Genomic DNA, 22,229 nt, shown 5'->3' on the forward strand with positions numbered 1-22,229 from the left:
CGCAGGGGCGCGCCGGTTTCGAGAGGCCGAACGCGCGGAGGCCCGAAGGGTCGAGCACGATCGGCATCTCGAAACCGGCTGGGAGCGCCCCGGAGGTGAACGAGCCAAAAGAAGGGGGCGATGCGCTGATCAGGGGCTTGGCGGCAGATGGAGTACGCCACAGACCCCCCGATCGGGGGCCCGGCGCCGTATGATCGAGGGAGGCCGTCCGGCATGACGGACCGTTCGCTGGGGAATGCACGCCTCAGAGGATCGGGGTGCCATGGCGGGTTCCGGTTGGCGAATTGGCGTAGAGGGGCGGGTTTCACGGGGGCGATTCCCTGCCTATCCTGAAGGGGACCCCCGGTCGCCCCGGCGACTGCACGATGAGGAGGACTCCGTGCCGCTCTCGGAGCACGAGCAGCGAATGCTCGAGCAGATGGAGCGAGCGCTGTACGCCGAAGATCCCAAGTTCGCGACAGCGCTTGAGGGAAGCGGGCTGCGTACGTACACCCGGCGACGGGTCTACCAGGCGGTCGCCGGCTTCCTGGTGGGTATCGCGCTCCTCATGGCCGGAATGGTCGCACAGCAGATCTGGGTCAGCGTGGTGGGCTTCCTCGTCATGCTGGGCTGTGCGGTGCTCGCCGTCACCGGTTGGCGCAAGGCCCCCAAGCCGGGTGAACAGTCGGCCGCCGGTGCACCCGGCGCCCGTCGGCACCACCCGAGGCAACGCCGCTCCTTGATGGACCGCATCGAACAACGCTGGCAGCGCCGCCGCGACGAAGAGGGCCATTAGCCCCAGGGCGCCGCAGCCAAAGACACGCACCCACATGAGGGGGTGTCCGCCCAACCGGGTGGACACCCCTCCATCACGCCCTGAAACTCAGGGACGCCCTGAAACCGCGCATCGGCTGCCCGACCCGTGGCGGGGCCCGCGGGGAATCCAACGCGCGCCGTCATGTTGTGCGGCGGCATGTGGTTTCGCGGCGGCGTGCGGTTTCGCGGCGGCGTGCGGTTTCGCGGCGGCGTGTGAAGGGCCCGCACCCCGGCCGGGGTGCGGGCCCTTCACACGCCGCCGCTGACCGTCAGCTGTTGTGTCCCGAGGGGCGGCGCAGCAGTGTCTCCCTGCGGGCCGCGAGACGGGCCGTCAGGGCCGCCCAGCGGGTCGAGACCGCCCAGGCCACACGGACGGCCGAGCGGGGCGCGAGAAGCGCGCGGAGGCGGGCTGGGCGGCTCGCGGAGGTGCTCAGGGCCTCCGCGATACGGCGCGCGTCGTCCGCGAGGCCCGCCACCGGTCGGGGACGCGGGGCGTAGAGGACCTGCTCCACGGCCGCTGCGAGGTGGTGCACCGCATCCGAGGCCGTCGGATCGAGCTTCCCGAGACGGACGATTCGCGCGGCGGCCTTGCGCGGCGTCTGCGACTCCTCCGGCGCGATCCCGTAGTCCCACGCCGTATCGGTCACCTCCTGCCAGGCCCCCAGCGTGTACGCCGCCGCGTCCGCCTCGGTGCGGCCGTGCCCGCCGAGCCGGACGGCCCGTATCCGCATCCGCCACAGCATCGGCAGCAAGGGCACTCCCAGTACGAGGAGCCCCACCAGGGTCAGCCCGAGGATCTTGAACCACGGCCAGTCGTCGTCATGGGCGCTCGCCGCCGCCGGCGCGGACGTGCTCGGGCACGCTTCCAGCTTCCGCTGCTGCGCCGTGCAGCTCTCGCTCGCCGACGGGGCGGCGGAGGGCGCCGTGGACGCGGACTGCGTCGGCCTGGGCACGCTCGGTACGTCGACACCGGGCGTGTCCGTCTGGGTGTACTCCGGCACCGTGCCCCGGTTCGGGGTCGGCTCGAAGCGGGTCCAGCCCACGCCCTCGAAGTACAGCTCGGGCCAGGCGTGTGCGTCCCGCAGCATCACGCTCATCGAACCGTCCGCGTCCGGGGAGCCGGGTGTGAAGCCCACCGCCACACGGGCCGGTATCCCGAGCGTCCGGGCCATCGCGGCCATCGAGAAGGAGAAGTGGACGCAGAAGCCTTCCTTGTCCCTCAGGAAGCGGGCGATCGCGGCGGAGCCGCTGCCGACCTGGACCTGTGTGTCGTAGCGGAAATTGCCGGTGACGGCGAAGTAGTCCTGGAGCTTGACCGCCTGCTCGTAGTGGTTCGCCGAGCCCTCGGTGACCCTGCGCGCGGTCGTCTCCACCACCGCGGGCAACGACTCGGGCACCTGGGTGAACTCGCGCTTCAGCGCCGTCGGCGGTTCCGGCGCGTTCGCGAGCTGCTCCGCGGTCGGCTGCACTATCAGGCTGGTGACGTCGTACCGCATGCCGCGTGTGTTCTGGCCGTGGTCGCCGACGAGCGTGCGTCCCACGGGCTCGTACCGCCAGCTGCCCTTGATGTTCACCTTGCTGGCCGGGTACGGCATGGGGAGCCAGTCCTGCGCGTACCAGTCGGCCGCCTGGAGACTGGTCTGGACCGAGTTCCGCCGCACGTCGCCGCCCAGGCCGATCGGCGTCGGGAAAGTGTCCGGCACGCCCTCGATGTGCCGCTGGGCGGGCTTCCAGGCCGTGCCGTCGAACTCGTCCAGGGAGACGATCCGCAGATAGAGGTCCTGGGTGTCGTCGGTGTTGGTGCGGTACGACATGACCTCGCGGTCCTCGTCCACGTTCAGGCTGTCGCGGAGCGAGACCAGCGGGTTCACCGCGGAGATCGTGCCGCCGCCCCCGGGCCCGTTGCCGACACCCGTCCCCGTGCTGCCCAGCAGGCCGCCGTCGAGCGAGGGCAGGCCGAGCGGCATCACCAGGGCGATGCCCAGGGCGACCGCGCCGATGCGCCGCCCGGTGCGGACCGGCGCGACGGCGCCGCCCGCGGAGTCGGGGCCCGGTGCGCGAGGCGCCCCGCCGAAGACGCGGCCCCACTGCGAGAGCCGGTCGCGGCCCTCGGCCAGGAGCAGCATCAGATAGCCGGCGGCCGCGAGCAGGAACCACAGCCACGCGGCGCCGCCGCCGGAGAGCCCCGCGGCGACCGAGTACATCGCGAGCAGCGGCAGTCCCGCGGGCGCCGCGCTGCGGTACGTCACCGCGAGCGCGTCCACGGCGAGCCCGATCACCAGGACGCCGCCGATCAGCATCAGCCGGATGCCGTCGGACAGTGGTGCCGGAATCGAATACCGCTCGATGTCGTCGGTGCCCGCCTGGAACAGCAACCCGAAATGATCGAAGGCCTCGGGCCCCGGGACGATCCCGAAGACGGCCTGCTGCCGGGCGAAGGACAGCGTCACCAGCATCAGCGTCACCAGCGCCTGCACCGCCACGGTCAGCGGCCGGGCCAGCGGAACCCGCCGGGTCAGCGCGCCCACACCGGTCTGCACCGCCAGCAGGAACGCCGCCTGGAAGATCCAGGTCGCCGGGTCGACCAGCGGCAGCAGGGCGCAGGCAGCCATCAGCGTGGCCGCCGCCGCGCACAGTGCCAGTCGCGCGCGCCCGCTCATGAGCCGTCTCCCCCCGCCGAAGTCCCCGTCGACGCGACCTGCGTGCGCTGGCGGTCCGCCTCCCGCCACAGGTCGGCGAGCCCGGCCCCCCGCGGCACCGTCACGGCGGTCCAGCCCGCCTCGCGCAGCATGCGCAGTCGATCCTCGCTACTGTCCAACGCGCCGGGGGCGTCGGCCGGTTCCCGCACCCAGGTCTCGCTGTCCAGCAAGAAGGCGACAGCTCCGCCGCTGCGCTGGCGCATCTTGCCGAGCACCGTCGCCTGCTCCTCGTCGAGATCGCCGAGGAAGGCGATCAGCAGCCCCTCGTTCCCACCGCGCAGCACGTCGTACGCACGGGACAGGCCCGTGCCGTCCGAGTGGTCGATGACGGCGAGTGTGTCCATCATCATTCCGGCCGCGTCCGCCGACTCCTGGCTGGCGCCCGCGAACCCGTCGGCGCCCTCGCCGGGCACCGAGCTGCCGGTGTCGGTCAACAGCCGTACCGAAAAGCCTCGTTCGAGCATGTGCACCAGCGTCGACGCCGTACCCGAGACGGCCCACTCGAAGGCCGAGTCCGGGCCCGCGCCCTGGAAGGCGATGCCCCGGGTGTCGAGCAGCACCGTGCAGCGCGAGCGCTGCGGCTGCTCCTCGCGGCGGACCATCAACTCGCCGTAGCGCGCGGTCAGGCGCCAGTGCACCCGGCGCAGGTCGTCGCCGTAGCGGTACCCGCGCGGGATGATGTCGTCCTCGCCGGCCAGTGCGAGCGAGCGCTGCCGTCCGTCGCCGTACCCCTTCACCTCACCGGTCAGCCGCACCGGCGGCAGCGCCTCCACGCGCGGGATGACCGTCAGCGTGTCGTACGTCGAGAAGGAGCGGGTCAGTTCGCACATCCCGAACGGGTCGGTGAGCCGCAGCTGCAGCGGTCCCAGCGGGTAGCGGCCGCGCAGGTCCGAGCGCACGCGGTAGGACACCTCGCGCCGGCCGCCCGCCTCGACCCGGTCCAGGACGAACCGGGGCCGCGGACCGAGCACGTACGGCACCCGGTCCTGGAGCATCAGCAGTCCGGTGGGCAGCCGCGAGACGTTGTCCATCCGCAGATGGACGCGGGCCTCGGAACCGGCGGGCACGCGCCCGGGGGAGAGCCTGCGGCTGCCCGCGACCCGGTAGCGGGTGCGGTACAGCACCGTCGCGCAGACCAGCGGCAGGACCGCGAGGAGCAGGCCGACCCGGAGCAGATCGCTCTGTCCCAGGACGTACGCGCAGATCGCGGCGGCGACTCCGGCGGCCAGGAAGGAGCGCCCGCGCGTGGTGAGCCCGGCGAGCGCGGTGCGCAGCCCGCCCTTGTCCTCCTCGGCGGTGTGCCCGGTGCTCCCCGCCCCCCCTTGCGTCATCACAGCCTCCGGGGTGGCTGCTGGCCGTACGCGGGTGTGCCGCGGCCCATCGTGAAGCCGGCCTGCTGATGGGGAGCCGCGGGGACGGGGGTGCGCTGCAGGATCTCCTGGACGACCTGCTCGGACGTGCGGCGGTTCAACTGCGCCTGGGCCGTGGGCAGCAGGCGGTGGGCCAGGACCGCGACGGCGAGTGCCTGGACGTCGTCCGGCAGCGCGTACTCCCGGCCGCTCAGGGCTGCGGACGCCTTCGCCGCGCGCAGCAGGTGCAGCGTGGCGCGCGGCGAGGCGCCGAGTCTGAGGTCGGGGTGCGTGCGCGTGGCCGCGACCAGGTCCACCGCGTAGCGCCGCACCGGGTCGGCGACATGGACCGTGCGGACCGCGTCGATCAGTTTCACGATCTCGTGCGCGTGCGCCACCGGCTGGAGGTCGTCCAGCGGGTTCACCGCGCCGTGGATGTCCAGCATCTGCAACTCGGCGTCCGCGCTGGGGTAGCCGATGGAGACACGGGCCATGAAGCGGTCGCGCTGTGCCTCGGGCAGCGGGTAGGTGCCCTCCATCTCGACCGGGTTCTGCGTGGCCACCACCATGAAGGGGCTGGGCAGTTCGTAGGTCTGCCCGTCGATGGTGACCTGGCGCTCCTCCATCGACTCCAGGAGCGCGGACTGCGTCTTGGGCGACGCGCGGTTGATCTCGTCGCCGATCACGATCTGCGCGAAGATCGCGCCCGGCTTGAACTCGAAGTCCCGGCGCTGCTGGTCCCAGATGGACACACCCGTGATGTCCGAGGGCAGCAGGTCGGGCGTGAACTGGATGCGCCGCACCGAGCAGTCGATGGACCGCGCCAGTGCCTTGGCGAGCATGGTCTTGCCGACGCCCGGGACATCCTCGATGAGGAGATGTCCCTCGGCGAGCAGTACGGTCAGCGAAAGCCGTACGACCTCAGGCTTGCCTTCGATCACTCCTTCCACCGAACTGCGGACACGCTCCACAGTGGCGGTCAGATCTGTAAGGCTCGCTCGATCGTCATAGGTCGTCACCCGGCCCTCCTCGGCCCGTTCTCGGGCCGACGCCCTGTGCGGACCGGCCCACCCCGAAACACGGACACCACGCGTGAAAAGTTCCGCGTGACGCCACACCCGCATTCTTGTTGCCGTTACCGGTTCGTGTCACTCGCCTGTGGATAACTGGCCGCGATATGTCGGGTCTTACGGCCCTTTGGGCATCGGAAGGCTGGGGTTTTTCGTGAAGAGAGCGTCGCCCGAGTCTCCGGCGGACGGCGCCTGCGAGTCCTGCGGAGCCGGTCAGGCGGGGTCGATCTCGCGCAGAAGACCGGTCGTCACGTCGAAGACGAAGCCGCGTACGTCGTCGGTGTGCAGCAGGAACGGAGAGGTGCGCACGCGCTGCATCGACTGCCGTACGTCCTGGTCGACGTCCCGGAAGGCCTCCACCGCCCAGGCGGGACGCTGGCCGACCTCGTCCTCCAGCTCGTGCCGGAAGTCCTCGGTGAGGTTCTCCAGGCCGCAGCCGGTGTGGTGGATGAGGACCACGCTGCGGGTGCCGAGCGCCCGCTGGCTGATCGTGAGGGAACGGATCACGTCATCGGTGACGACCCCGCCGGCGTTGCGGATGGTGTGGCAGTCGCCCAGCGCCAGGCCGAGCGCGGCGTGCAGGTCGAGCCGGGCGTCCATGCACGCCACCACCGCGACGCGCAGCACGGGACGGGCGTCCATCCCGGGGTCGGTGAACGCGGAGGCGTACCGCTCGTTCGCGTCGACGAGGCGGTCGGTCACGGTGCCCTTGGTGGCTATGGCGCCTTCGGGCTCGGTGGGAACGGATGCGGAAGTCGTCATACCCATGACGGTAACGGTCACCTGGGGCGGAGGCCCGCTGTGAGACAGGGACAAAGAACGTCATGGTGGCTTGGTGTGAGGTAACCCACACGGGCAGTATCGGCCCACCCGTACGGGTGATTCTTACGGATTTGCCGCTTCATCGGGGGCGGGCCCGGCGACGCGCAAGCCGGTTGATTGACCGCGAGACAGCGTGGACTAAAGTGACGCGAAGCGGGAGGCGAGGCTCTCCCTGCTGGACTGTTTTCCCCTGGAGGCCCGGCGATTTTCCGGCGTCTCCCCCGCGTGCGCGGCGCGTACGTACGGCTCGGCCTCCTCCCGCTCCCGGTCGGCTGACGCCACTCACCCGGCGCCAGCAGGCCTCCCCTTCTCGAGCGGGTGGGGACCCGGCGGTGCGTACGGCGCGCCGGAACTGAGAGGGCCCCTTGAGCGAGAGTCGACACGTCCCGGTGATGCTCCAGCGGTGCCTGGACATGTTGGCCCCTGCCCTGGCCGAGCCGGGAGCCGTCGTCGTCGACTGCACCCTGGGGCTCGGCGGCCACAGCGAGGCGCTCCTCACCCACTTCCCCGAGGCCCGTCTGGTGGCCCTGGACCGCGACAAGGAGGCGCTGCGCCTCTCCGGGGAGCGGCTCGCCCCCTTCGGTGAGCGCGCCACCCTCGTGCACGCCGTCTACGACGAATTGCCCGATGTCCTCGACCGCCTGGGCATCCCGCGCGTCCAGGGGGTCCTGTTCGACCTCGGCGTCTCCTCCATGCAGCTCGACGAGGCGGAGCGCGGGTTCGCGTACGCGCAGGACGCCCCGCTCGACATGCGCATGGACCAGACGACCGGCATCAGCGCGGCCGAGGTGCTCAACACCTACCCGGCGGGCGAACTGGTGCGGATCCTGCGGGCGTACGGCGAGGAGAAGCAGGCCAAGCGGATCGTCTCCGCGATCGTGCGCGAACGCGAGAAGGAGCCCTTCAGCAACAGCGCGCGGCTGGTCGAGCTGATCCGCGACGCGCTCCCGCAGGCGGCCAAGCGCACCGGCGGCAACCCCGCCAAGCGCACCTTCCAGGCGTTGCGCATCGAGGTCAACGGCGAACTCAGCGTCCTGGAGAGGGCGATTCCCGCGGCCGTGAAGGAGCTCGCCGTGGGGGGCCGCATCGCCGTCCTGTCGTACCACTCGCTGGAGGACCGGCTGGTCAAGCAGGTGTTCGCGGCCGGCGCCGCCTCCACCGCGCCGCCCGGCCTGCCGGTCGTCCCCGAGCGCTACCAGCCGCGGCTCAAGCTGCTCACCCGCGGTGCCGAGCTGCCCACCGAGGAAGAGGTCGCCGAGAACCGGCGGGCGGCTCCCGCACGGCTGCGGGGGGCGCAGCGCATCCGTGAGGACGACGCCGAGTGAGGCAGGGTGAGGGCGGGGCGCGTGAGTCCGCACCGGGTTGGGGATCCAGACTCACCGGACGGTCGTGAGTCGGGAAACCAAACCCGCGGAAGACGAACCCACAGGGCCGGCGGAGAGCAGACCCCAGGCCCCCGGCGAACAAACCGACAGGGAGGGTGCGTGAGCAGGAAACCCGAACTCAGAGGGCGGGCCGCCCGGCTCGCACGGCTGCTGCCGGCCGGTGCCGGACAGGCAGCCCGCGCCCCCTTCGTCCTGCTGGTCGTCCTCCTGCTCGGCGGCGGTCTCATCGGGCTCCTCGTGCTGAACTCCGCGCTCAGCGAAGGCGCGTTCCGCCTCGATGACCTGCAGAAGGACACCAAGAGTCTCACCGACGAGGAGCAGGCCCTCCAGCGGGACGTGGACGCCTACGCCGCCCCCGACGCCCTGCAGCAGCGCGCCCGCGAACTGGGCATGGTCCCCGGCGGCGACCCGGCCTTCCTCAACCCCGACGGCACCGTCATGGGCGTCCCGGGAGCCGCCCGGCAGTCCGCCGCGCGACCCCCGAAGGTCCCCGCGCCCGAGGCTCTCGCCACGTCCCCGGGCCAGACCCTGTCGCCAGCCACGCAGCCGTCCACGCCTTCCACGCAGCCCTCCACACCCGCCCCGCGGCCGTCTCCATCCGCCACGGCGGGCCCCTCGGCTCAGGCCCCCACCCCGTCCGCACAGCCCTCCACGACCCCCGGCAGGTGACGGAAGTGTCCGACAGGGAACCGCCGCGCCGTCGCGTGCCCGGACCCGCCAGGCCCGTACGTCCCGGGGGCCAGCGGCGCCCGGGACCCGGTGCCCGCCCCGCGCGCCGCCCGGGCACATCCCGGCCGAACGGTCCGCGTGTCATCCGGCTCGGCAACCCACGCCCCCGCCTGCGGATGGTCAGCCTCGCGCTGACCCTGGTGATGATCGCCTTCGTCGTACGGCTGCTTCAGGTGCAGGCCGTGGACGCGAGCACCTACGCAGCGAAGGCCGAGCAGAACCGCTATGTCGGGCGCACGCTGGCCGCCGAGCGCGGCGGGATCACCGACCGCAACGGCGTCGAGCTGGCGACGAGCGTGGACGCGTACGACATCACGGCCGATCCGACGATGTTCACGCAGAAGGCGACGAAGGTGACGGACGCGCCCGAACAGGCCGCCGCGCTGCTCGCCCCGATGATCGGCCAGGACGTGGACACGATCGCGAAGAAGCTGCGGACGAAGAACACCCGCTACACCCTGCTCGCGCACCGGCAGACCCCCCAGGTGTGGACGCAGATCAAGGACCTGAAGAACACGTTCCTGGCGAAGGCGGAGACCGACCCCAGCACTGTCAATGTCCTCGCGGGCGTCCTCGCGGTCCCGGCCAGCAAGCGTGTGTACCCCAACGGTGATCTCGCCGCCGGGCTGCTGGGCTGGGTCAACGCCGACGGCAAGGGCGGCGGCGGACTCGAGCAGCAGCTGAACAAGGAGCTCGCCGGCAAGGACGGCAAGATCCGCTACGCCCAGTCCGGCGGCCGTCAGGTGCCGACGGCGGGCTCCACCGAGACGCCCGCCGTGGCCGGCTCCGACGTCGAGCTGACCATCGACCGCGACATCCAGTGGGCCGCGCAGAATGCCATCTCCGAGCAGGTGAAGAAGTCCGAGGCGGACCGCGGGTACGTGATAGTGCAGGACACCCGGACCGGCGAGATCCTCGCTATGGCCAACTCGCCCGGCTTCGACCCGAACGACCTCTCCGAGGCCGACGCGAACGCCCTGCACAACTGGAGCCTGGAAGACGCCTACGAGCCCGGCTCCACCGCCAAGCTGACCTCGATGGCCGCCGTCCTCGAGGAGAACGTGGCGACGCCGGACACGCACGTGGTCGTGCCCAACCGGCTGCATCGCGGCGACCGGCTTTTCCATGACGACATCGACCACCCGACCTGGTACCTGACGCTCAATGGCGTGCTCGCCAAGTCCAGCAACATCGGCACCATCCTGGCGACCGGCCAGCTCGGCAAGACGCAGAAGGAGGCCAACAAGGTCCTCTACTCGTATCTGCGCAAGTTCGGCATCGGCAGCCACACCGGGCTCGGCTTCCCCGGCGAGACGGCGGGCATCCTCGCCTCGCCCGACACATGGTCCACGTCGCAGCAGTACACGATTCCTTTCGGCCAGGGTGTGTCGATCAACGCGATGCAGGCGGCGTCCGTCTACTCGACGATCGCCAACGGCGGCGTACGGATCGAGCCGACGCTGGTGCGCGGCACGGAGGGGCCCGACGGCCGCTTCATCCCCGCCGGCCAGCCCAAGAAGACCAGGGTCGTGAGCGAGAAGACGGCGAAGACCCTCGCCCAGATGCTGGAGTCCGTCGTGGACGACGAGCAGGGCACCGGCGTCAAGGCGCGCATCCCCGGCTATCGCGTCGCGGGCAAGACGGGTACGGCCAACCGCGTGGATCCGGCCACCGGCAAGTACCGCGGCTACACGTCGTCGTTCGCCGGCTTCGCCCCCGCGGACAACCCGCGGATCACCGTCTACTGCGTGATCCAGAACGCCACCAAGGGCAGCTACTTCGGCGGCCAGATCTGCGGACCCATCTACAAGCAGGTCATGGAGTTCGCCCTGAAGACCCTCCAGGTCCCGCCCACCGGGGCCCAGCCCGTCAGACTGCCCGTCACGTTCAAGCCGTGACCCTCTGCGACAGACCTTGATCCACTCCGACCGTACGCCCTGACCGGCCCCCCAAGCACAACGGACCAGGAACAGCTCGTGACAACGATCACCCCGGCCTCCCGGAAACAGCCCCCGCCGAACCCCTCGCTTCGCTCCGGCGGGGGTACGCCCGGTACGCTCACCGCCGTGCCACACGCTGATCAGTCCCAAACCACCCAGAAGGGCGTTCCTGTGACATATCCGGGGCCGCCGCGACCGGTTCACGTCTCCGCCGCACCCCTCGCGGAGCTGGCCGGTCAGCTGGGTGCCACCGCCCCGGCGTCGACCGCGGAGGTCACGGGCATCACCCATGACTCCCGTGCCGTGCGCCCCGGCGACCTGTACGCCGCCCTGCCCGGCGCCCGCCTTCATGGCGCCGACTTCGTGACCCAGGCGGCCGGCCTCGGTGCCGTCGGCGTCCTGACCGACCCGGCCGGCGCCGAGCGCGCCGCGGCCACCGGCCTCCCGGTTCTCGTCGTCGACGACCCTCGCGGGCGGATGGGCGAGCTGGCGGCCACGATCTACGGCCACCCCGGCCGCGATCTGCTCCAGATCGGCATCACCGGCACCTCCGGCAAGACCACGACGGCCTACCTCATCGAGGGCGGCCTGAAGACGGTCCGGTCCACGGACGAGAGGGGCCGGCGCGAAGCGTCGTCGGTTGAGGGCGGTGGTGGGCGACGGGTGGGGCTCATCGGCACCGTCGAGACGCGCATCGGCGACGAGCGCATCAAGTCGGAGCGCACCACCCCCGAAGCCACCGACCTCCAGGCGCTGTTCGCGGTCATGCGTGAGCGCGGCGTCGACGCGGTCGCGATGGAGGTCTCCAGCCACGCGCTGGTCCTCGGCCGCGTCGACGGCTGTGTCTTCGACATCGCCGTCTTCAACAACCTCAGCCCGGAACACATGGAGTTCCACTCCGACATGGAGGACTACTTCCGGGCCAAGGCGCAGCTGTTCACACCGAAACGCAGCAGACTCGGCGTCATCAACCTCGACGACGAGTACGGCCGCAGGCTCACCGAGGAAGCGACCGTCCCGGTCGTCACCTTCTCCGCCGAGGGCCACCCGGACGCCGACTGGCGCGCCGAGGGCGTCGAAGTCGGCCCCATGGACTCGACGTTCACCGTGGTCGGCCCCAAGGGGGAGCGGATCACCGCCAGGTCGCCGCTCGCGGGCCCCTTCAACGTGGCGAACACGCTCGCCGCGATCGTCGCCCTCGCCGCCGCCGGGCTCGACCCGCAGACCGCCGCGGACGGCATCGCCGCCGTACCGGGCGTGCCGGGCCGCCTGGAGCGCGTGGACGCGGGCCAGCCCTACCTCGCCGTCGTCGACTACGCCCACAAGACGGACGCTGTCGAATCGGTCCTGCGCGCTCTGCGCAAGGTGACCAGCGGCCGCCTGCACGTGGTGCTCGGCTGCGGTGGCGACCGGGACACGACCAAGCGGATGCCGATGGGCGCGGCGGCGGCCCGGCTCGCCGACACCGCGGTACTGACCTCCGACAACCCCCGCTCAGAGGACCCCCTCGCGATCCTCGCGACCATGCTTCAGGGCGCGGCGTCCGTGCCCGCGCACGAGCGCGGCGAGGTCCAGGTCTTCGAGGACCGGGCCGCGGCCATCGCCGCCGCCGTCGCCCGCGCAGAGCCGGGTGACACGGTGCTGGTCGCCGGCAAGGGCCATGAGCAGGGCCAGGACATCGCCGGGGTGGTGCGTCCCTTCGACGACCGCCAGGTGCTTCGCGAAGCTATCCAGAAGACCCAGGGATGAACTTGTGATCGCCCTCTCTCTCGCCGAGATCGCAGCAGTCGTCGGCGGGCAGACCTACGACATACCGGATCTGTCGGTACAGATCACCGGACCGGTCGTCCGGGACTCCCGTGAGGTGGAGTCCGGCAGCCTCTTCGTCGCCTTCGTGGGCGAGCGGGTGGACGGCCATGACTTCGCCGAGGCGGTGATCGAGGCGGGCGCGGTCGCCCTCCTGGCGTCCCGCCCCGTCGGCGTGCCCGCGATCGTCGTCGCGGACGTGCGGGCAGCCCTCGGTGCCCTCGCCCGCCATGTCGTCGAACGGCTCGGCGCGACCCTCGTGGCCCTCACCGGCTCCGCGGGCAAGACCAGCACCAAGGACCTCATCGCGCAGGTGCTGCGGCGCAAGGCGCCGACCGTCTTCACGCCCGGTTCGCTCAACAACGAGATCGGACTGCCGCTCACCGCGCTCAGCGCCACCGAGGAGACCAGGTTCCTCGTGCTGGAGATGGGCGCCCGCGGCGTCGGCCACATCCGCTACCTCACGGATCTGACGCCTCCGAAGATCGGCCTCGTCCTCAACGTCGGCACCGCCCACATCGGCGAGTTCGGCGGCCGCGAACACATCGCACAGGCGAAGGGTGAGATCGTCGAGGCCCTCCCGGAGGACGGCACCGCGATCCTCAACGCCGACGATCCCCTCGTACGCGCCATGGCGTCCCGTACGAAGGCACGCGTGCTCCTCTTCGGGGAGTCCGACGAAGCGGACGTACGCGCCGAGAACGTCCGTCTCACGGACAATGGACAGCCCGCCTTCAGCCTTCGCACACCCTCCGGGTGCAGTGACGTGACCATGCGCCTGTACGGTGAGCATCACGTGTCGAACGCGCTCGCCGCGGCCGCCGTCGCCCATGAGCTGGGCATGTCCGCAGACGAGATCGCCGTGGCGCTCTCCGAGGCGGGCTCCCTCTCCCGCTGGCGGATGGAGGTCACCGAGCGCCCGGACGGCGTGACGGTCGTCAACGACGCCTACAACGCGAACCCCGAGTCCATGCGAGCCGCCCTGCGCGCGCTCGCGGCCATGGGCAAAGCCTCACAGGCGAAGGGGGGCCGTACGTGGGCGGTGCTCGGTGAGATGGCCGAGCTCGGTGACGAGGCGCTCGCCGAGCACGACGCGGTCGGACGGCTCGCCGTCCGGCTCAACGTCAGCAAGCTCGTCGCGGTCGGGGGCAGGGAAGCGTCCTGGCTCCAACTGGGCGCATATAACGAGGGTTCGTGGGGTGAGGAGTCGGTGCACGTGTCCGACGCACAGGCGGCTGTCGACCTGTTGCGCAGTGAACTGCGCCCAGGAGACGTCGTACTCGTGAAGGCGTCCAGGTCGGTCGGGCTCGAACGGGTGGCCCAGGCGCTGCTCGACAGCGGTGCCGAGGGTGAGGTTGCCGCCCGATGATGAAGCAGATCCTGTTCGCGGGAGTCATTGGTCTGTTCCTGACCTTGATCGGCACACCGCTGCTGATCAAGTTGCTGGCCCGCAAGGGCTACGGGCAGTACATCCGCGATGACGGCCCGCGCGAGCACCACAGCAAGCGCGGTACGCCGACCATGGGTGGTATCGCCTTCATCCTGGCGACGATCATCGCGTACTTCCTGTCGAAGGTGATCACGGGCTACCCGCCCACGTTCTCGGGCCTGCTGGTGCTCGGCCTGATGGCGGGCATGGGCCTGGTCGGCTTCCTGGACGACTACATCAAGATCGTCAAGCGGCGCTCGCTCGGTCTGCGGGCCAAGGCGAAGATGGCCGGCCAGCTGATCGTGGGTATCGCCTTCGCGGTCCTTGCCCTGCAGTTCGCCGACAACCGGGGCAACACCCCGGCCTCCACGAAGCTCTCCTTCGTCCAGGACTTCGGCTGGTCCATCGGCCCGGTGCTGTTCGTTGTCTGGGCGCTGTTCATGATTCTCGCCATGTCGAACGGCGTGAACCTGACGGACGGCCTGGACGGCCTCGCCACCGGCGCCGCGACGATGGTGTTCGGTGCCTACACCTTCATCGGTGTCTGGCAGTTCCAGGAGTCCTGCGCCAACGCGGCGACCCTGACCAACCCCGCCGCCTGTTACGAGGTGCGCGACCCACTGGACCTCGCGGTGGTCGCCTCCGCCCTGATGGGCGCCTGCTTCGGCTTCCTGTGGTGGAACACCTCGCCGGCCAAGATCTTCATGGGTGACACCGGTTCGCTGGCCCTCGGCGGTGCGCTCGCCGGTCTCGCGATCTGCTCCCGCACGGAGCTGCTCGTCGCGCTCCTCGGCGGCCTCTTCGTCCTGATCACCATGTCGGTCGTCATCCAGGTCGGCTCCTTCCGGCTGACCGGCAAGCGCGTCTTCCGCATGGCGCCACTCCAGCACCACTTCGAACTCAAGGGGTGGTCCGAAGTCCTTGTGGTGGTCCGCTTCTGGATCATTCAGGGCATGTGCGTCATTGTGGGACTGGGCCTCTTCTACGCAGGATGGGCAGCCAAGAAGTGACCGACTGGCAGGGCAAGAGCGTCACTGTCGCCGGGCTCGGCGTCTCGGGCATCCCGGCGGCCAAGGTGCTGCACGGCCTCGGAGCGGTCGTCACCGTCGTCAACGACGGCGACGACGAGCGCTCCCGGGCCCAGGCCGCGGAATTGGAGGCGCTCGGCATCACCGTGCGCCTCGGTGACGCCCGCGGCGGAGCCGCTGAGGGATGCAGCACCCTGCCCGAGGGCACCGAGCTCATCGTGACCGCGCCCGGCTGGAAGCCGGACAAGCCGCTGTTCGCCGCGGCCGCCGCGGCGGGCGTCCCGGTCTGGGGCGACGTCGAACTCGCCTGGCGGCTGCGCGGTCCCGACGCCGCGCCGTGGCTCGCGGTCACCGGCACCAACGGCAAGACCACGACCGTCCAGATGCTCGCCTCCATCCTGAAGGCGGCGGGCCTGCGCACGGCGGCGGTCGGCAACATCGGCGTCTCGCTCCTCGACGCGGTCCTCGGCGACGAGCAGTACGACGTCCTCGCCGTCGAACTCTCCAGCTACCAGCTGCACTGGGCGCCCTCCCTGCGCGCCCACTCCGCCGCCGTACTGAATCTGGCGCCCGACCACCTCGACTGGCACGGCTCCATGGAGGCGTACGCCGCCGACAAGGGCCGTATCTACGAAGGGAATCGGGTCGCCTGCGTCTACAACGTGGCGGACAAGGCCACCGAGGACCTGGTGCGCGAGGCGGACGTCGAGGAGGGCTGCCGGGCGATCGGCTTCACGCTCGGCACGCCCGGTCCGTCCCAACTCGGCGTCGTGGAAGGCATCCTGGTCGACCGCGCCTTCGTCGAGAACCGGCAGAAGAACGCCCAGGAGCTGGCGGAGGTCTCGGACGTCCATCCGCCGGCTCCGCACAACATCGCCAACGCCCTTGCGGCGGCGGCCCTTGCGCGCGCCTACGGAGTGCCCGCCTCGGCCGTACGCGACGGGCTGCGGGCCTTCAGCCCCGACGCCCACCGCATCGCGCACGTCGCCGATGTGGACGGGGTCGCGTACGTAGACGACTCCAAAGCCACCAACACGCATGCCGCGGAAGCCTCTTTGGCGGCGTACGAGTCGATCGTCTGGATCGCGGGCGGGCTCGCCAAGGGCGCGACCTTCGACGAGCTGGTCGCCAAGTCGGCACCGCGGCTTCGGGGCGTCGTCCTGATCGGCGCGGATCGCGCGCTGATCGGCGAAGCGCTGGCGCGACACGCGCCGGAAGTCCCGGTCGTCGACCTCGACCGGAACGACACTGGGGCGATGCTCGCGGCGGTCCAGGAGGCGCGAGGGCTCGCTCAGGCCGGTGACACGGTGCTGCTGGCTCCGGCCTGCGCCTCCATGGACATGTTCGCCAACTACAACAAGCGCGGTGACGCTTTCGCGGAGGCGGTTCGCGAACTCGGCGCCGCGAGCGCCTGACGGCGGGACCCAGGCGCCTCGGGACCCTTGGGAGGGACGCGTGACGCCATCGTGGTCGGCGCATCGTCGGCGACTTCACGCCGGTGGCACAGCGGAAGCGGCACCGTCCGCCGGAGCGGGCGGAGCCGCTGATGCCCAGTAGCCGTACCGGCCGGCCTCCCGTACAGCGGGCCGCCCGGCGGCCCGCCGTCACGCGGACGCCACGCGACAACCCCGTACGCCGCGCCTACACCCGTGCCCGCAAGGCCTGGGACCGGCCGCTGACCGCCTACTACCTGATCCTCGGCGGCAGTCTGCTGATCACCGTGCTCGGCCTGGTGATGGTGTACTCGGCGTCGCAGATCACGGCGCTGCAGCTGTCCCTGCCCGGGTCGTACTTCTTCCGCAAGCAGTTCCTCGCCGCCGCGATCGGCGGTCTGCTCCTGCTCGTCGCCTCGCGGATGCCGGTGAAGCTGCACCGGGCGCTGGCGTATCCGATGCTGGCCGGCGCGGTCTTCCTGATGGTCCTGGTGCAGGTGCCCGGGATAGGGGTCGCGATCAACGGCAACCAGAACTGGATCTCCCTGGGCGGCTCCTTCCAGCTCCAGCCCAGCGAGTTCGGCAAGCTCGCCCTTGTGCTCTGGGGGGCCGACCTGATCGCCCGCAAGGAGGACAAGCGGCTGCTCACGCAGTGGAAGCACATGCTCGTGCCGCTCGTCCCGATGACGTTCCTGCTGCTCGGGCTGATCATGCTCGGTGGCGACATGGGCACGGCGATCATCCTCACCGCGATCCTGTTCGGACTGCTGTGGCTGGCGGGCGCGCCGACGCGGCTGTTCGTCGGCGTGCTGTCGATCGCCGCCGCGATCGGGATCCTTCTCATCAAGACCAGCCCCAACCGCATGGCCCGGTTCTCCTGCATCGGCGCCACCGAACCCGGTTCGGGCGTCACCTCGTGCTGGCAGGCCGTGCACGGCATCTACGCGCTCGCCTCCGGCGGACTCTTCGGATCCGGACTCGGTGCGAGTGTGGAAAAATGGGGCCAACTACCCGAAGCCCACACCGACTTCATCTTCGCCGTCACCGGTGAGGAACTGGGCCTCGCGGGGACGCTGTCGGTGCTCGCCCTCTTCGCGGCTCTAGGCTATGCGGGTATCCGCGTGGCCGGACGCACGGAGGACCCCTTCGTGAGGTATGCCGCGGGAGGCGTGACCACCTGGATCACGGCCCAGGCCGTGATCAACATCGGTGCGGTGCTCGGTCTGCTGCCGATCGCCGGTGTCCCGCTCCCGCTGTTCTCCTACGGGGGTTCCGCCCTGCTGCCGACCATGTTCGCCATCGGGCTGCTGATCGCCTTCGCGCGTGACGAGCCCGCTGCGCGGGCGGCCCTTGCGATGCGGCAACCTCGCTTTGGTAGAAAGCGGGCTGCGGTGAGAGGCTCCATGGGGGCCGCGGGGCCTCGGAGATGGAACACGATGCGACGACGCGCCGCGGCGCGTTCGTCCGGAGAGCGGTGAATTTCGGTGCATGTCGTACTCGCCGGCGGGGGGACCGCCGGCCACATCGAGCCCGCGCTCGCCCTCGCGGACGCCCTGCGCAGGCAGGACCCGACCGTGGGGATCACGGCCCTGGGCACGGAACGCGGACTTGAGACCCGACTCGTACCCGAGCGCGGCTACGAACTCGCGCTGATCCCTGCCGTCCCGCTGCCGCGCAAGCCCACGCCCGAGCTGATCACCGTCCCCGGGCGGCTGCGCGGCACGATCAAGGCGGCCGAGCAGGTCCTGGAGCGCACCAAGGCGGACGCGGTCGTCGGCTTCGGCGGCTATGTCGCCCTGCCCGGCTACCTCGCGGCCAAGCGCCTGGGCGTGCCGATCGTCATCCACGAGGCCAACGCCCGCCCGGGCCTGGCCAACAAGATCGGTTCGCGGTACGCGGCCCGGGTCGCCGTCTCGACGCCCGACAGCAAGCTCCGTGACGCCCGCTACATCGGCATCCCGCTGCGCCGCTCCATCGCCACCCTCGACCGGGCCGCCGTACGCCCCGAGGCGCGCGCCGCGTTCGGGCTCGACCCCGCGCTGCCGACGCTGCTCGTGTCGGGCGGCTCGCAGGGTGCCCGGCGCCTCAACGAGGTGGTCCAGCAGGCGGCTCCGTACCTCCAGCAGGCGGGCATCCAGATCCTGCACGCGGTCGGCCCGAAGAACGAACTGCCGCAGGTGCACCAGATGCCGGGTATGCCCCCGTACATCCCGGTGCCGTACGTGGACCGGATGGACCTCGCGTATGCCGCGGCCGACATGATGCTCTGCCGCGCGGGCGCGATGACCGTCGCCGAACTCTCCGCCGTCGGGCTGCCCGCCGCGTACGTCCCGCTGCCCATCGGCAACGGCGAACAGCGGCTCAACGCCCAGCCGGTGGTCAAGGCCGGCGGCGGACTGCTGGTCGACGACGCGGAACTCACACCCCAGTGGGTGCAGCAGAACGTGCTGCCCGTGCTCGCCGATCCGCACCGGCTGTACGAGATGTCCCGGGCCGCCAGTGAGTTCGGCCGCCGGGACGCCGACGACCTGCTCGTCGGCATGGTGTACGAGGCGATCGCCTCGCGTCACCACTAGTAACGCACCGGCGAGTGAGCCGAAGGGGTGCGCCGGTGTCGAGAGGTCATGGGGTCCCTCCCGCTCGAGCGAAGTCGAGAGTGGGGGAGCGCGGAGGCCCGAAGGGCTGAGCACGGTCGGGCTCTCGACACCGGCTCAGGCGCCCCGGAGGCGAACCGAGCCATGGAAAAGGAGTGCGCGTGGCCGGAGCTACCACCGCCGAGCGCGGCGAACGGCAGAAGCCGGAGTCCGACCCGCCCCGGCCGCCCCGTCTGGGGTGGCTGCGGCGCCCTCGTACGCTCATCATCCTTTTGATCGCGGGAGTGTTGGCGGGGGCGGCTTCGGTCTGGGTCCTCTACGGCTCGCCATGGCTGCGCGCGGAACGCGTATCGGCCTCCGGGATGCGGGTGCTGACGGCCGAGCAGGTGCGAGAAGCGGCCGATGTTCCGGTCGGATCCCCGCTGATTTCCGTCGACACCGGCGCCATTGCGGAACGACTGCGCGGGAAATTGCCCCGAATTGACTCGGTTGATGTCGTCCGTTCCTGGCCGCACGGAATCGGTCTGAAAGTGACCGAACGCACTCCGGTCCTGATGGTTGAAAAAGGCGCAAAGTTCATCGAAGTGGACGCCAATGGCGTGCGATTCGCGACGGTTTCCGTTGCTCCGAAGGGCGTGCCCACACTGGAATTGTCCGTGTCCCCGTCGGCGGGGTCGCGCCGCTTCGGCACCGACCGGCTGGTGCGCGAGGCGGTGCGCGTCGCCCGTGACATTCCGGCCGCCGTCGCCCGTGACACTCGTACCCTCAAGGTCCGTTCCTTCGACTCCATCTCGCTGGAGTTGAAGGGCGGCCGCACCGTCGACTGGGGCAGCGGAGAGAAGGGCCGCGCGAAGGCCAGGACACTCACCGCACTCATGAAAGCCGCCCCCAAGGCCCGGCACTTCGACGTGAGCGTCCCCACCGCCCCTGCGTCATCGGGGAGTTGACGCACATCTGCGCAGGCCAGCACCCTGGTTGGGCACTGCTACGCCTGATCACATAGGGTGAAAAGAAAAACGGGAGGTTCGGCGTGTTCGTTGAACGTGCGCCACTTGTCGACTTAGTGTCCTGTTCGGAAGAGTCCAAGGAACAGGCACACTGGTAACCCTAAACTTCAGCGTTAGGGTTCGGGTCGGCGTTCGGACCGTCCCAATTCGGCATCAGTCGTCGGATCGCGAGCGTGCGAGGCGGCGACACGTAACTCGAGGCGAGAGGCCTTCGACGTGGCAGCACCGCAGAACTACCTCGCAGTCATCAAAGTCATCGGTGTCGGCGGCGGTGGTGTCAATGCCATCAACCGGATGATCGAGGTCGGTCTCAAGGGTGTCGAGTTCATCGCCATCAACACCGACGCGCAGGCGCTGTTGATGAGCGACGCCGACGTCAAGCTCGACGTCGGCCGCGAACTTACGCGCGGACTCGGCGCCGGAGCCAACCCGGCCGTCGGCCGCAAGGCCGCCGAGGACCACCGCGAGGAGATCGAGGAAGTCCTCAAGGGGGCCGACATGGTCTTCGTGACGGCGGGCGAAGGCGGCGGCACCGGCACCGGCGGCGCGCCCGTCGTGGCCAACATCGCCCGGTCTCTCGGCGCCCTCACCATCGGCGTGGTCACGCGCCCGTTCACCTTCGAGGGGCGGCGCCGCGCCAACCAGGCCGAGGACGGCATCGCCGAGCTGCGCGAAGAGGTCGACACCCTCATCGTCATCCCGAACGACCGGCTGCTGTCCATCTCGGACCGCCAGGTCTCGGTCCTCGACGCCTTCAAGTCGGCCGACCAGGTTCTGCTCTCCGGTGTCCAGGGCATCACCGACCTCATCACCACGCCCGGTCTGATCAACCTCGACTTCGCCGACGTCAAGTCCGTGATGTCCGAGGCTGGTTCGGCGCTCATGGGCATCGGCTCCGCCCGCGGCGACGACCGCGCGGTGGCCGCGGCCGAGATGGCGATCTCCTCGCCGCTCCTCGAAGCCTCCATCGACGGCGCCCGTGGTGTGCTGCTCTCCATCTCCGGCGGCTCGGACCTCGGTCTGTTCGAGATCAACGAGGCCGCCCAGCTGGTGAGCGAGGCCGCCCACCCCGAGGCCAACATCATCTTCGGCGCGGTCATCGACGACGCCCTCGGCGACGAGGTGCGGGTCACCGTGATCGCGGCCGGTTTCGACGGCGGCCAGCCGCCGTCCAAGCGGGACAACATCCTCGGCTCGGCCTCGGCCAAGCAGCGCGAGGAGCCGGCGCCGGTACGTCCCTCCGAGAGCCGCCCGTCCTTCGGTTCGCTCGGCAGCGTCACGCCGAAGGAGGCGCCGGAGCCCGCCGCCCCGGAGCCGGTGAACGAACTGCCGGTCTCCCCGCCGGTCCCGCCGTCGCGCTCGTACTCGGACAGCGCGGCCGAGGAGCTGGACGTGCCGGACTTCCTGAAGTGATAGGACAGCGCGACACCGTGAGCGGCGCGCACTTCGCCTTCACCGACCGGTGGGGCGGGGTGAGCGCCGCTCCGTACGAGGAGCTCAATCTCGGCGGAGCGGTCGGCGACGCGGCCGAGTCCGTCCTGACCAACCGGGCGCTGGCCGCCAAGTCCCTGGGACTCGAAGCCGATCGCGTCGTGTGGATGAACCAGGTGCACGGCAATGACGTCGCCGAGGTCGACGGGCCGTGGACCACCCGGATCACCCCGCCCGTCGACGGTCTGGTGACCGCGACCCGGGGACTCGCCCTCGCTGTACTCACCGCCGACTGCGTGCCCGTCCTGCTGGCGGACCCGGTCGCCGGGGTGGTCGCCGCGGCCCACGCGGGACGGCCGGGCATGGTCGCCGGAATCGTTCCCGCCGCCATCGACGCCATGAAGTCGCTCGGCGCCGAGCCGTCCCGGATCGTCGCCCGCACCGGACCCGCCGTCTGCGGCGCGTGCTACGAGGTGCCCGAGGCGATGCGCGCCGAGGTGTCCGCCGTCGAGCCGGCGGCGTACGCCGAGACGAGTTGGGGCACACCGTCGGTCGATGTGAGCGCCGGAGTGCACGCGCAGTTGGAACGGCTCGGGGTGCGCGACCGGGTGCAGTCGCCGGTGTGCACGCTCGAGTCGGAGGACCACTTCTCGTACCGCCGCGACCGCACAACCGGGCGGCTCGCGGGTTATGTCTGGCTGGACTGATGGGG

The 22,229-nt window shown here is 70.7% G+C and carries 17 protein-coding genes; 13 read left to right on the forward strand and 4 right to left on the reverse strand.

Annotation, left to right across the window (positions count from 1 at the left end):
• Positions 1–379: 379 nt before the first annotated feature.
• The gene (locus C4B68_RS29685; protein ID WP_099500999.1) at positions 380–775 is read left to right on the forward strand and encodes a DUF3040 domain-containing protein; all 396 of its coding nucleotides are present in this window, start codon (positions 380–382) and stop codon (positions 773–775) included.
• 289 nt (positions 776–1,064) lie between these two features.
• Here C4B68_RS29685 and C4B68_RS29690 read toward each other — a convergent pair whose 3' ends face one another.
• From C4B68_RS29690 to C4B68_RS29705, 4 genes are all read right to left on the reverse strand, one after another.
• On the reverse strand, positions 1,065–3,455 hold the full coding sequence (locus tag C4B68_RS29690) for a transglutaminase TgpA family protein (RefSeq protein WP_099501000.1): 2,391 nt from the start codon (positions 3,453–3,455) through the stop codon (positions 1,065–1,067).
• Complete coding sequence (locus tag C4B68_RS29695; RefSeq protein WP_099501002.1) at positions 3,452–4,825, reverse strand: DUF58 domain-containing protein; 1,374 nt, start codon at positions 4,823–4,825, stop codon at positions 3,452–3,454. Before C4B68_RS29695 ends, C4B68_RS29690 begins: the two co-directional genes overlap by 4 nt.
• On the reverse strand, positions 4,825–5,862 hold the full coding sequence (locus tag C4B68_RS29700; RefSeq protein WP_099501004.1) for an AAA family ATPase: 1,038 nt from the start codon (positions 5,860–5,862) through the stop codon (positions 4,825–4,827). The genes C4B68_RS29695 and C4B68_RS29700 overlap by 1 nt, the downstream gene beginning before the upstream one ends.
• Positions 5,863–6,126: 264 nt before the next feature.
• Positions 6,127–6,675 (reverse strand): beta-class carbonic anhydrase, encoded by a 549-nt coding sequence (locus C4B68_RS29705; RefSeq protein WP_099501181.1) that lies wholly within the window; start codon positions 6,673–6,675, stop codon positions 6,127–6,129.
• Between the two features lie 425 nt (positions 6,676–7,100).
• Between C4B68_RS29705 and rsmH the strand changes: the two genes are divergently transcribed.
• From rsmH to pgeF, 12 genes are all read left to right on the forward strand, one after another.
• Positions 7,101–8,060, forward strand: a complete 960-nt coding sequence (gene rsmH / locus C4B68_RS29710) for a 16S rRNA (cytosine(1402)-N(4))-methyltransferase RsmH (protein WP_099501006.1) — start codon at positions 7,101–7,103, stop codon at positions 8,058–8,060.
• A gap of 159 nt (positions 8,061–8,219) precedes the next feature.
• On the forward strand, positions 8,220–8,789 hold the full coding sequence (ftsL, locus tag C4B68_RS29715; protein ID WP_099501008.1) for a cell division protein FtsL: 570 nt from the start codon (positions 8,220–8,222) through the stop codon (positions 8,787–8,789).
• A 5-nt stretch (positions 8,790–8,794) separates the two neighbouring features.
• Positions 8,795–10,747 (forward strand): peptidoglycan D,D-transpeptidase FtsI family protein, encoded by a 1,953-nt coding sequence (locus C4B68_RS29720; protein WP_276311603.1) that lies wholly within the window; start codon positions 8,795–8,797, stop codon positions 10,745–10,747.
• A 213-nt stretch (positions 10,748–10,960) separates the two neighbouring features.
• Complete coding sequence (locus C4B68_RS29725; RefSeq protein WP_099501011.1) at positions 10,961–12,538, forward strand: UDP-N-acetylmuramoyl-L-alanyl-D-glutamate--2,6-diaminopimelate ligase; 1,578 nt, start codon at positions 10,961–10,963, stop codon at positions 12,536–12,538.
• Between the two features lie 4 nt (positions 12,539–12,542).
• Entirely contained in the window at positions 12,543–13,964 is a 1,422-nt protein-coding gene (locus C4B68_RS29730) for a UDP-N-acetylmuramoyl-tripeptide--D-alanyl-D-alanine ligase (protein ID WP_099501013.1), read from the forward strand.
• Positions 13,961–15,034: a phospho-N-acetylmuramoyl-pentapeptide-transferase gene (mraY, locus tag C4B68_RS29735; protein WP_099501014.1), complete on the forward strand. Its 1,074-nt coding sequence runs from the start codon at positions 13,961–13,963 to the stop codon at positions 15,032–15,034. The genes C4B68_RS29730 and mraY overlap by 4 nt, the downstream gene beginning before the upstream one ends.
• Complete coding sequence (gene murD, locus C4B68_RS29740) at positions 15,016–16,467, forward strand: UDP-N-acetylmuramoyl-L-alanine--D-glutamate ligase (protein WP_099501016.1); 1,452 nt, start codon at positions 15,016–15,018, stop codon at positions 16,465–16,467. Before mraY ends, murD begins: the two co-directional genes overlap by 19 nt.
• Positions 16,468–16,598: 131 nt before the next feature.
• Entirely contained in the window at positions 16,599–17,963 is a 1,365-nt protein-coding gene (gene ftsW, locus C4B68_RS29745; RefSeq protein ID WP_099501018.1) for a putative lipid II flippase FtsW, read from the forward strand.
• 6 nt (positions 17,964–17,969) lie between these two features.
• A complete protein-coding gene (gene murG, locus C4B68_RS29750) occupies positions 17,970–19,061 on the forward strand; it encodes an undecaprenyldiphospho-muramoylpentapeptide beta-N-acetylglucosaminyltransferase (RefSeq protein ID WP_099501020.1) in 1,092 nt (363 codons plus the stop codon).
• Positions 19,062–19,240: 179 nt separating this feature from the next.
• On the forward strand, positions 19,241–20,026 hold the full coding sequence (locus C4B68_RS29755; protein ID WP_099501022.1) for a cell division protein FtsQ/DivIB: 786 nt from the start codon (positions 19,241–19,243) through the stop codon (positions 20,024–20,026).
• 276 nt (positions 20,027–20,302) lie between these two features.
• On the forward strand, positions 20,303–21,499 hold the full coding sequence (gene ftsZ, locus C4B68_RS29760; RefSeq protein WP_099501024.1) for a cell division protein FtsZ: 1,197 nt from the start codon (positions 20,303–20,305) through the stop codon (positions 21,497–21,499).
• Positions 21,496–22,224: a peptidoglycan editing factor PgeF gene (gene pgeF, locus C4B68_RS29765; RefSeq protein ID WP_099501026.1), complete on the forward strand. Its 729-nt coding sequence runs from the start codon at positions 21,496–21,498 to the stop codon at positions 22,222–22,224. The genes ftsZ and pgeF overlap by 4 nt, the downstream gene beginning before the upstream one ends.
• Positions 22,225–22,229 lie beyond the last annotated feature (5 nt).

This window comes from Streptomyces dengpaensis, from assembly GCF_002946835.1.
Lineage (GTDB): Bacteria > Actinomycetota > Actinomycetes > Streptomycetales > Streptomycetaceae > Streptomyces > Streptomyces dengpaensis.

Bases quoted from the DNA above. Each gene is read 5' to 3' on its own strand.
- mraY (WP_099501014.1), top strand. From the start codon at position 13,961: ATGATGAAGCAGATCCTGTTCGCGGGAGTCATTGGTCTGTTCCTGACC.
- C4B68_RS29695 (WP_099501002.1), bottom strand. From the start codon at position 4,825: ATGACGCAAGGGGGGGCGGGGAGCACCGGGCACACCGCCGAGGAGGAC.
- C4B68_RS29705 (WP_099501181.1), bottom strand. From the start codon at position 6,675: ATGACGACTTCCGCATCCGTTCCCACCGAGCCCGAAGGCGCCATAGCC.
- ftsW (WP_099501018.1), top strand. From the start codon at position 16,599: ATGCCCAGTAGCCGTACCGGCCGGCCTCCCGTACAGCGGGCCGCCCGG.
- murD (WP_099501016.1), top strand. From the start codon at position 15,016: ATGGGCAGCCAAGAAGTGACCGACTGGCAGGGCAAGAGCGTCACTGTC.
- C4B68_RS29690 (WP_099501000.1), bottom strand. From the start codon at position 3,455: ATGAGCGGGCGCGCGCGACTGGCACTGTGCGCGGCGGCGGCCACGCTG.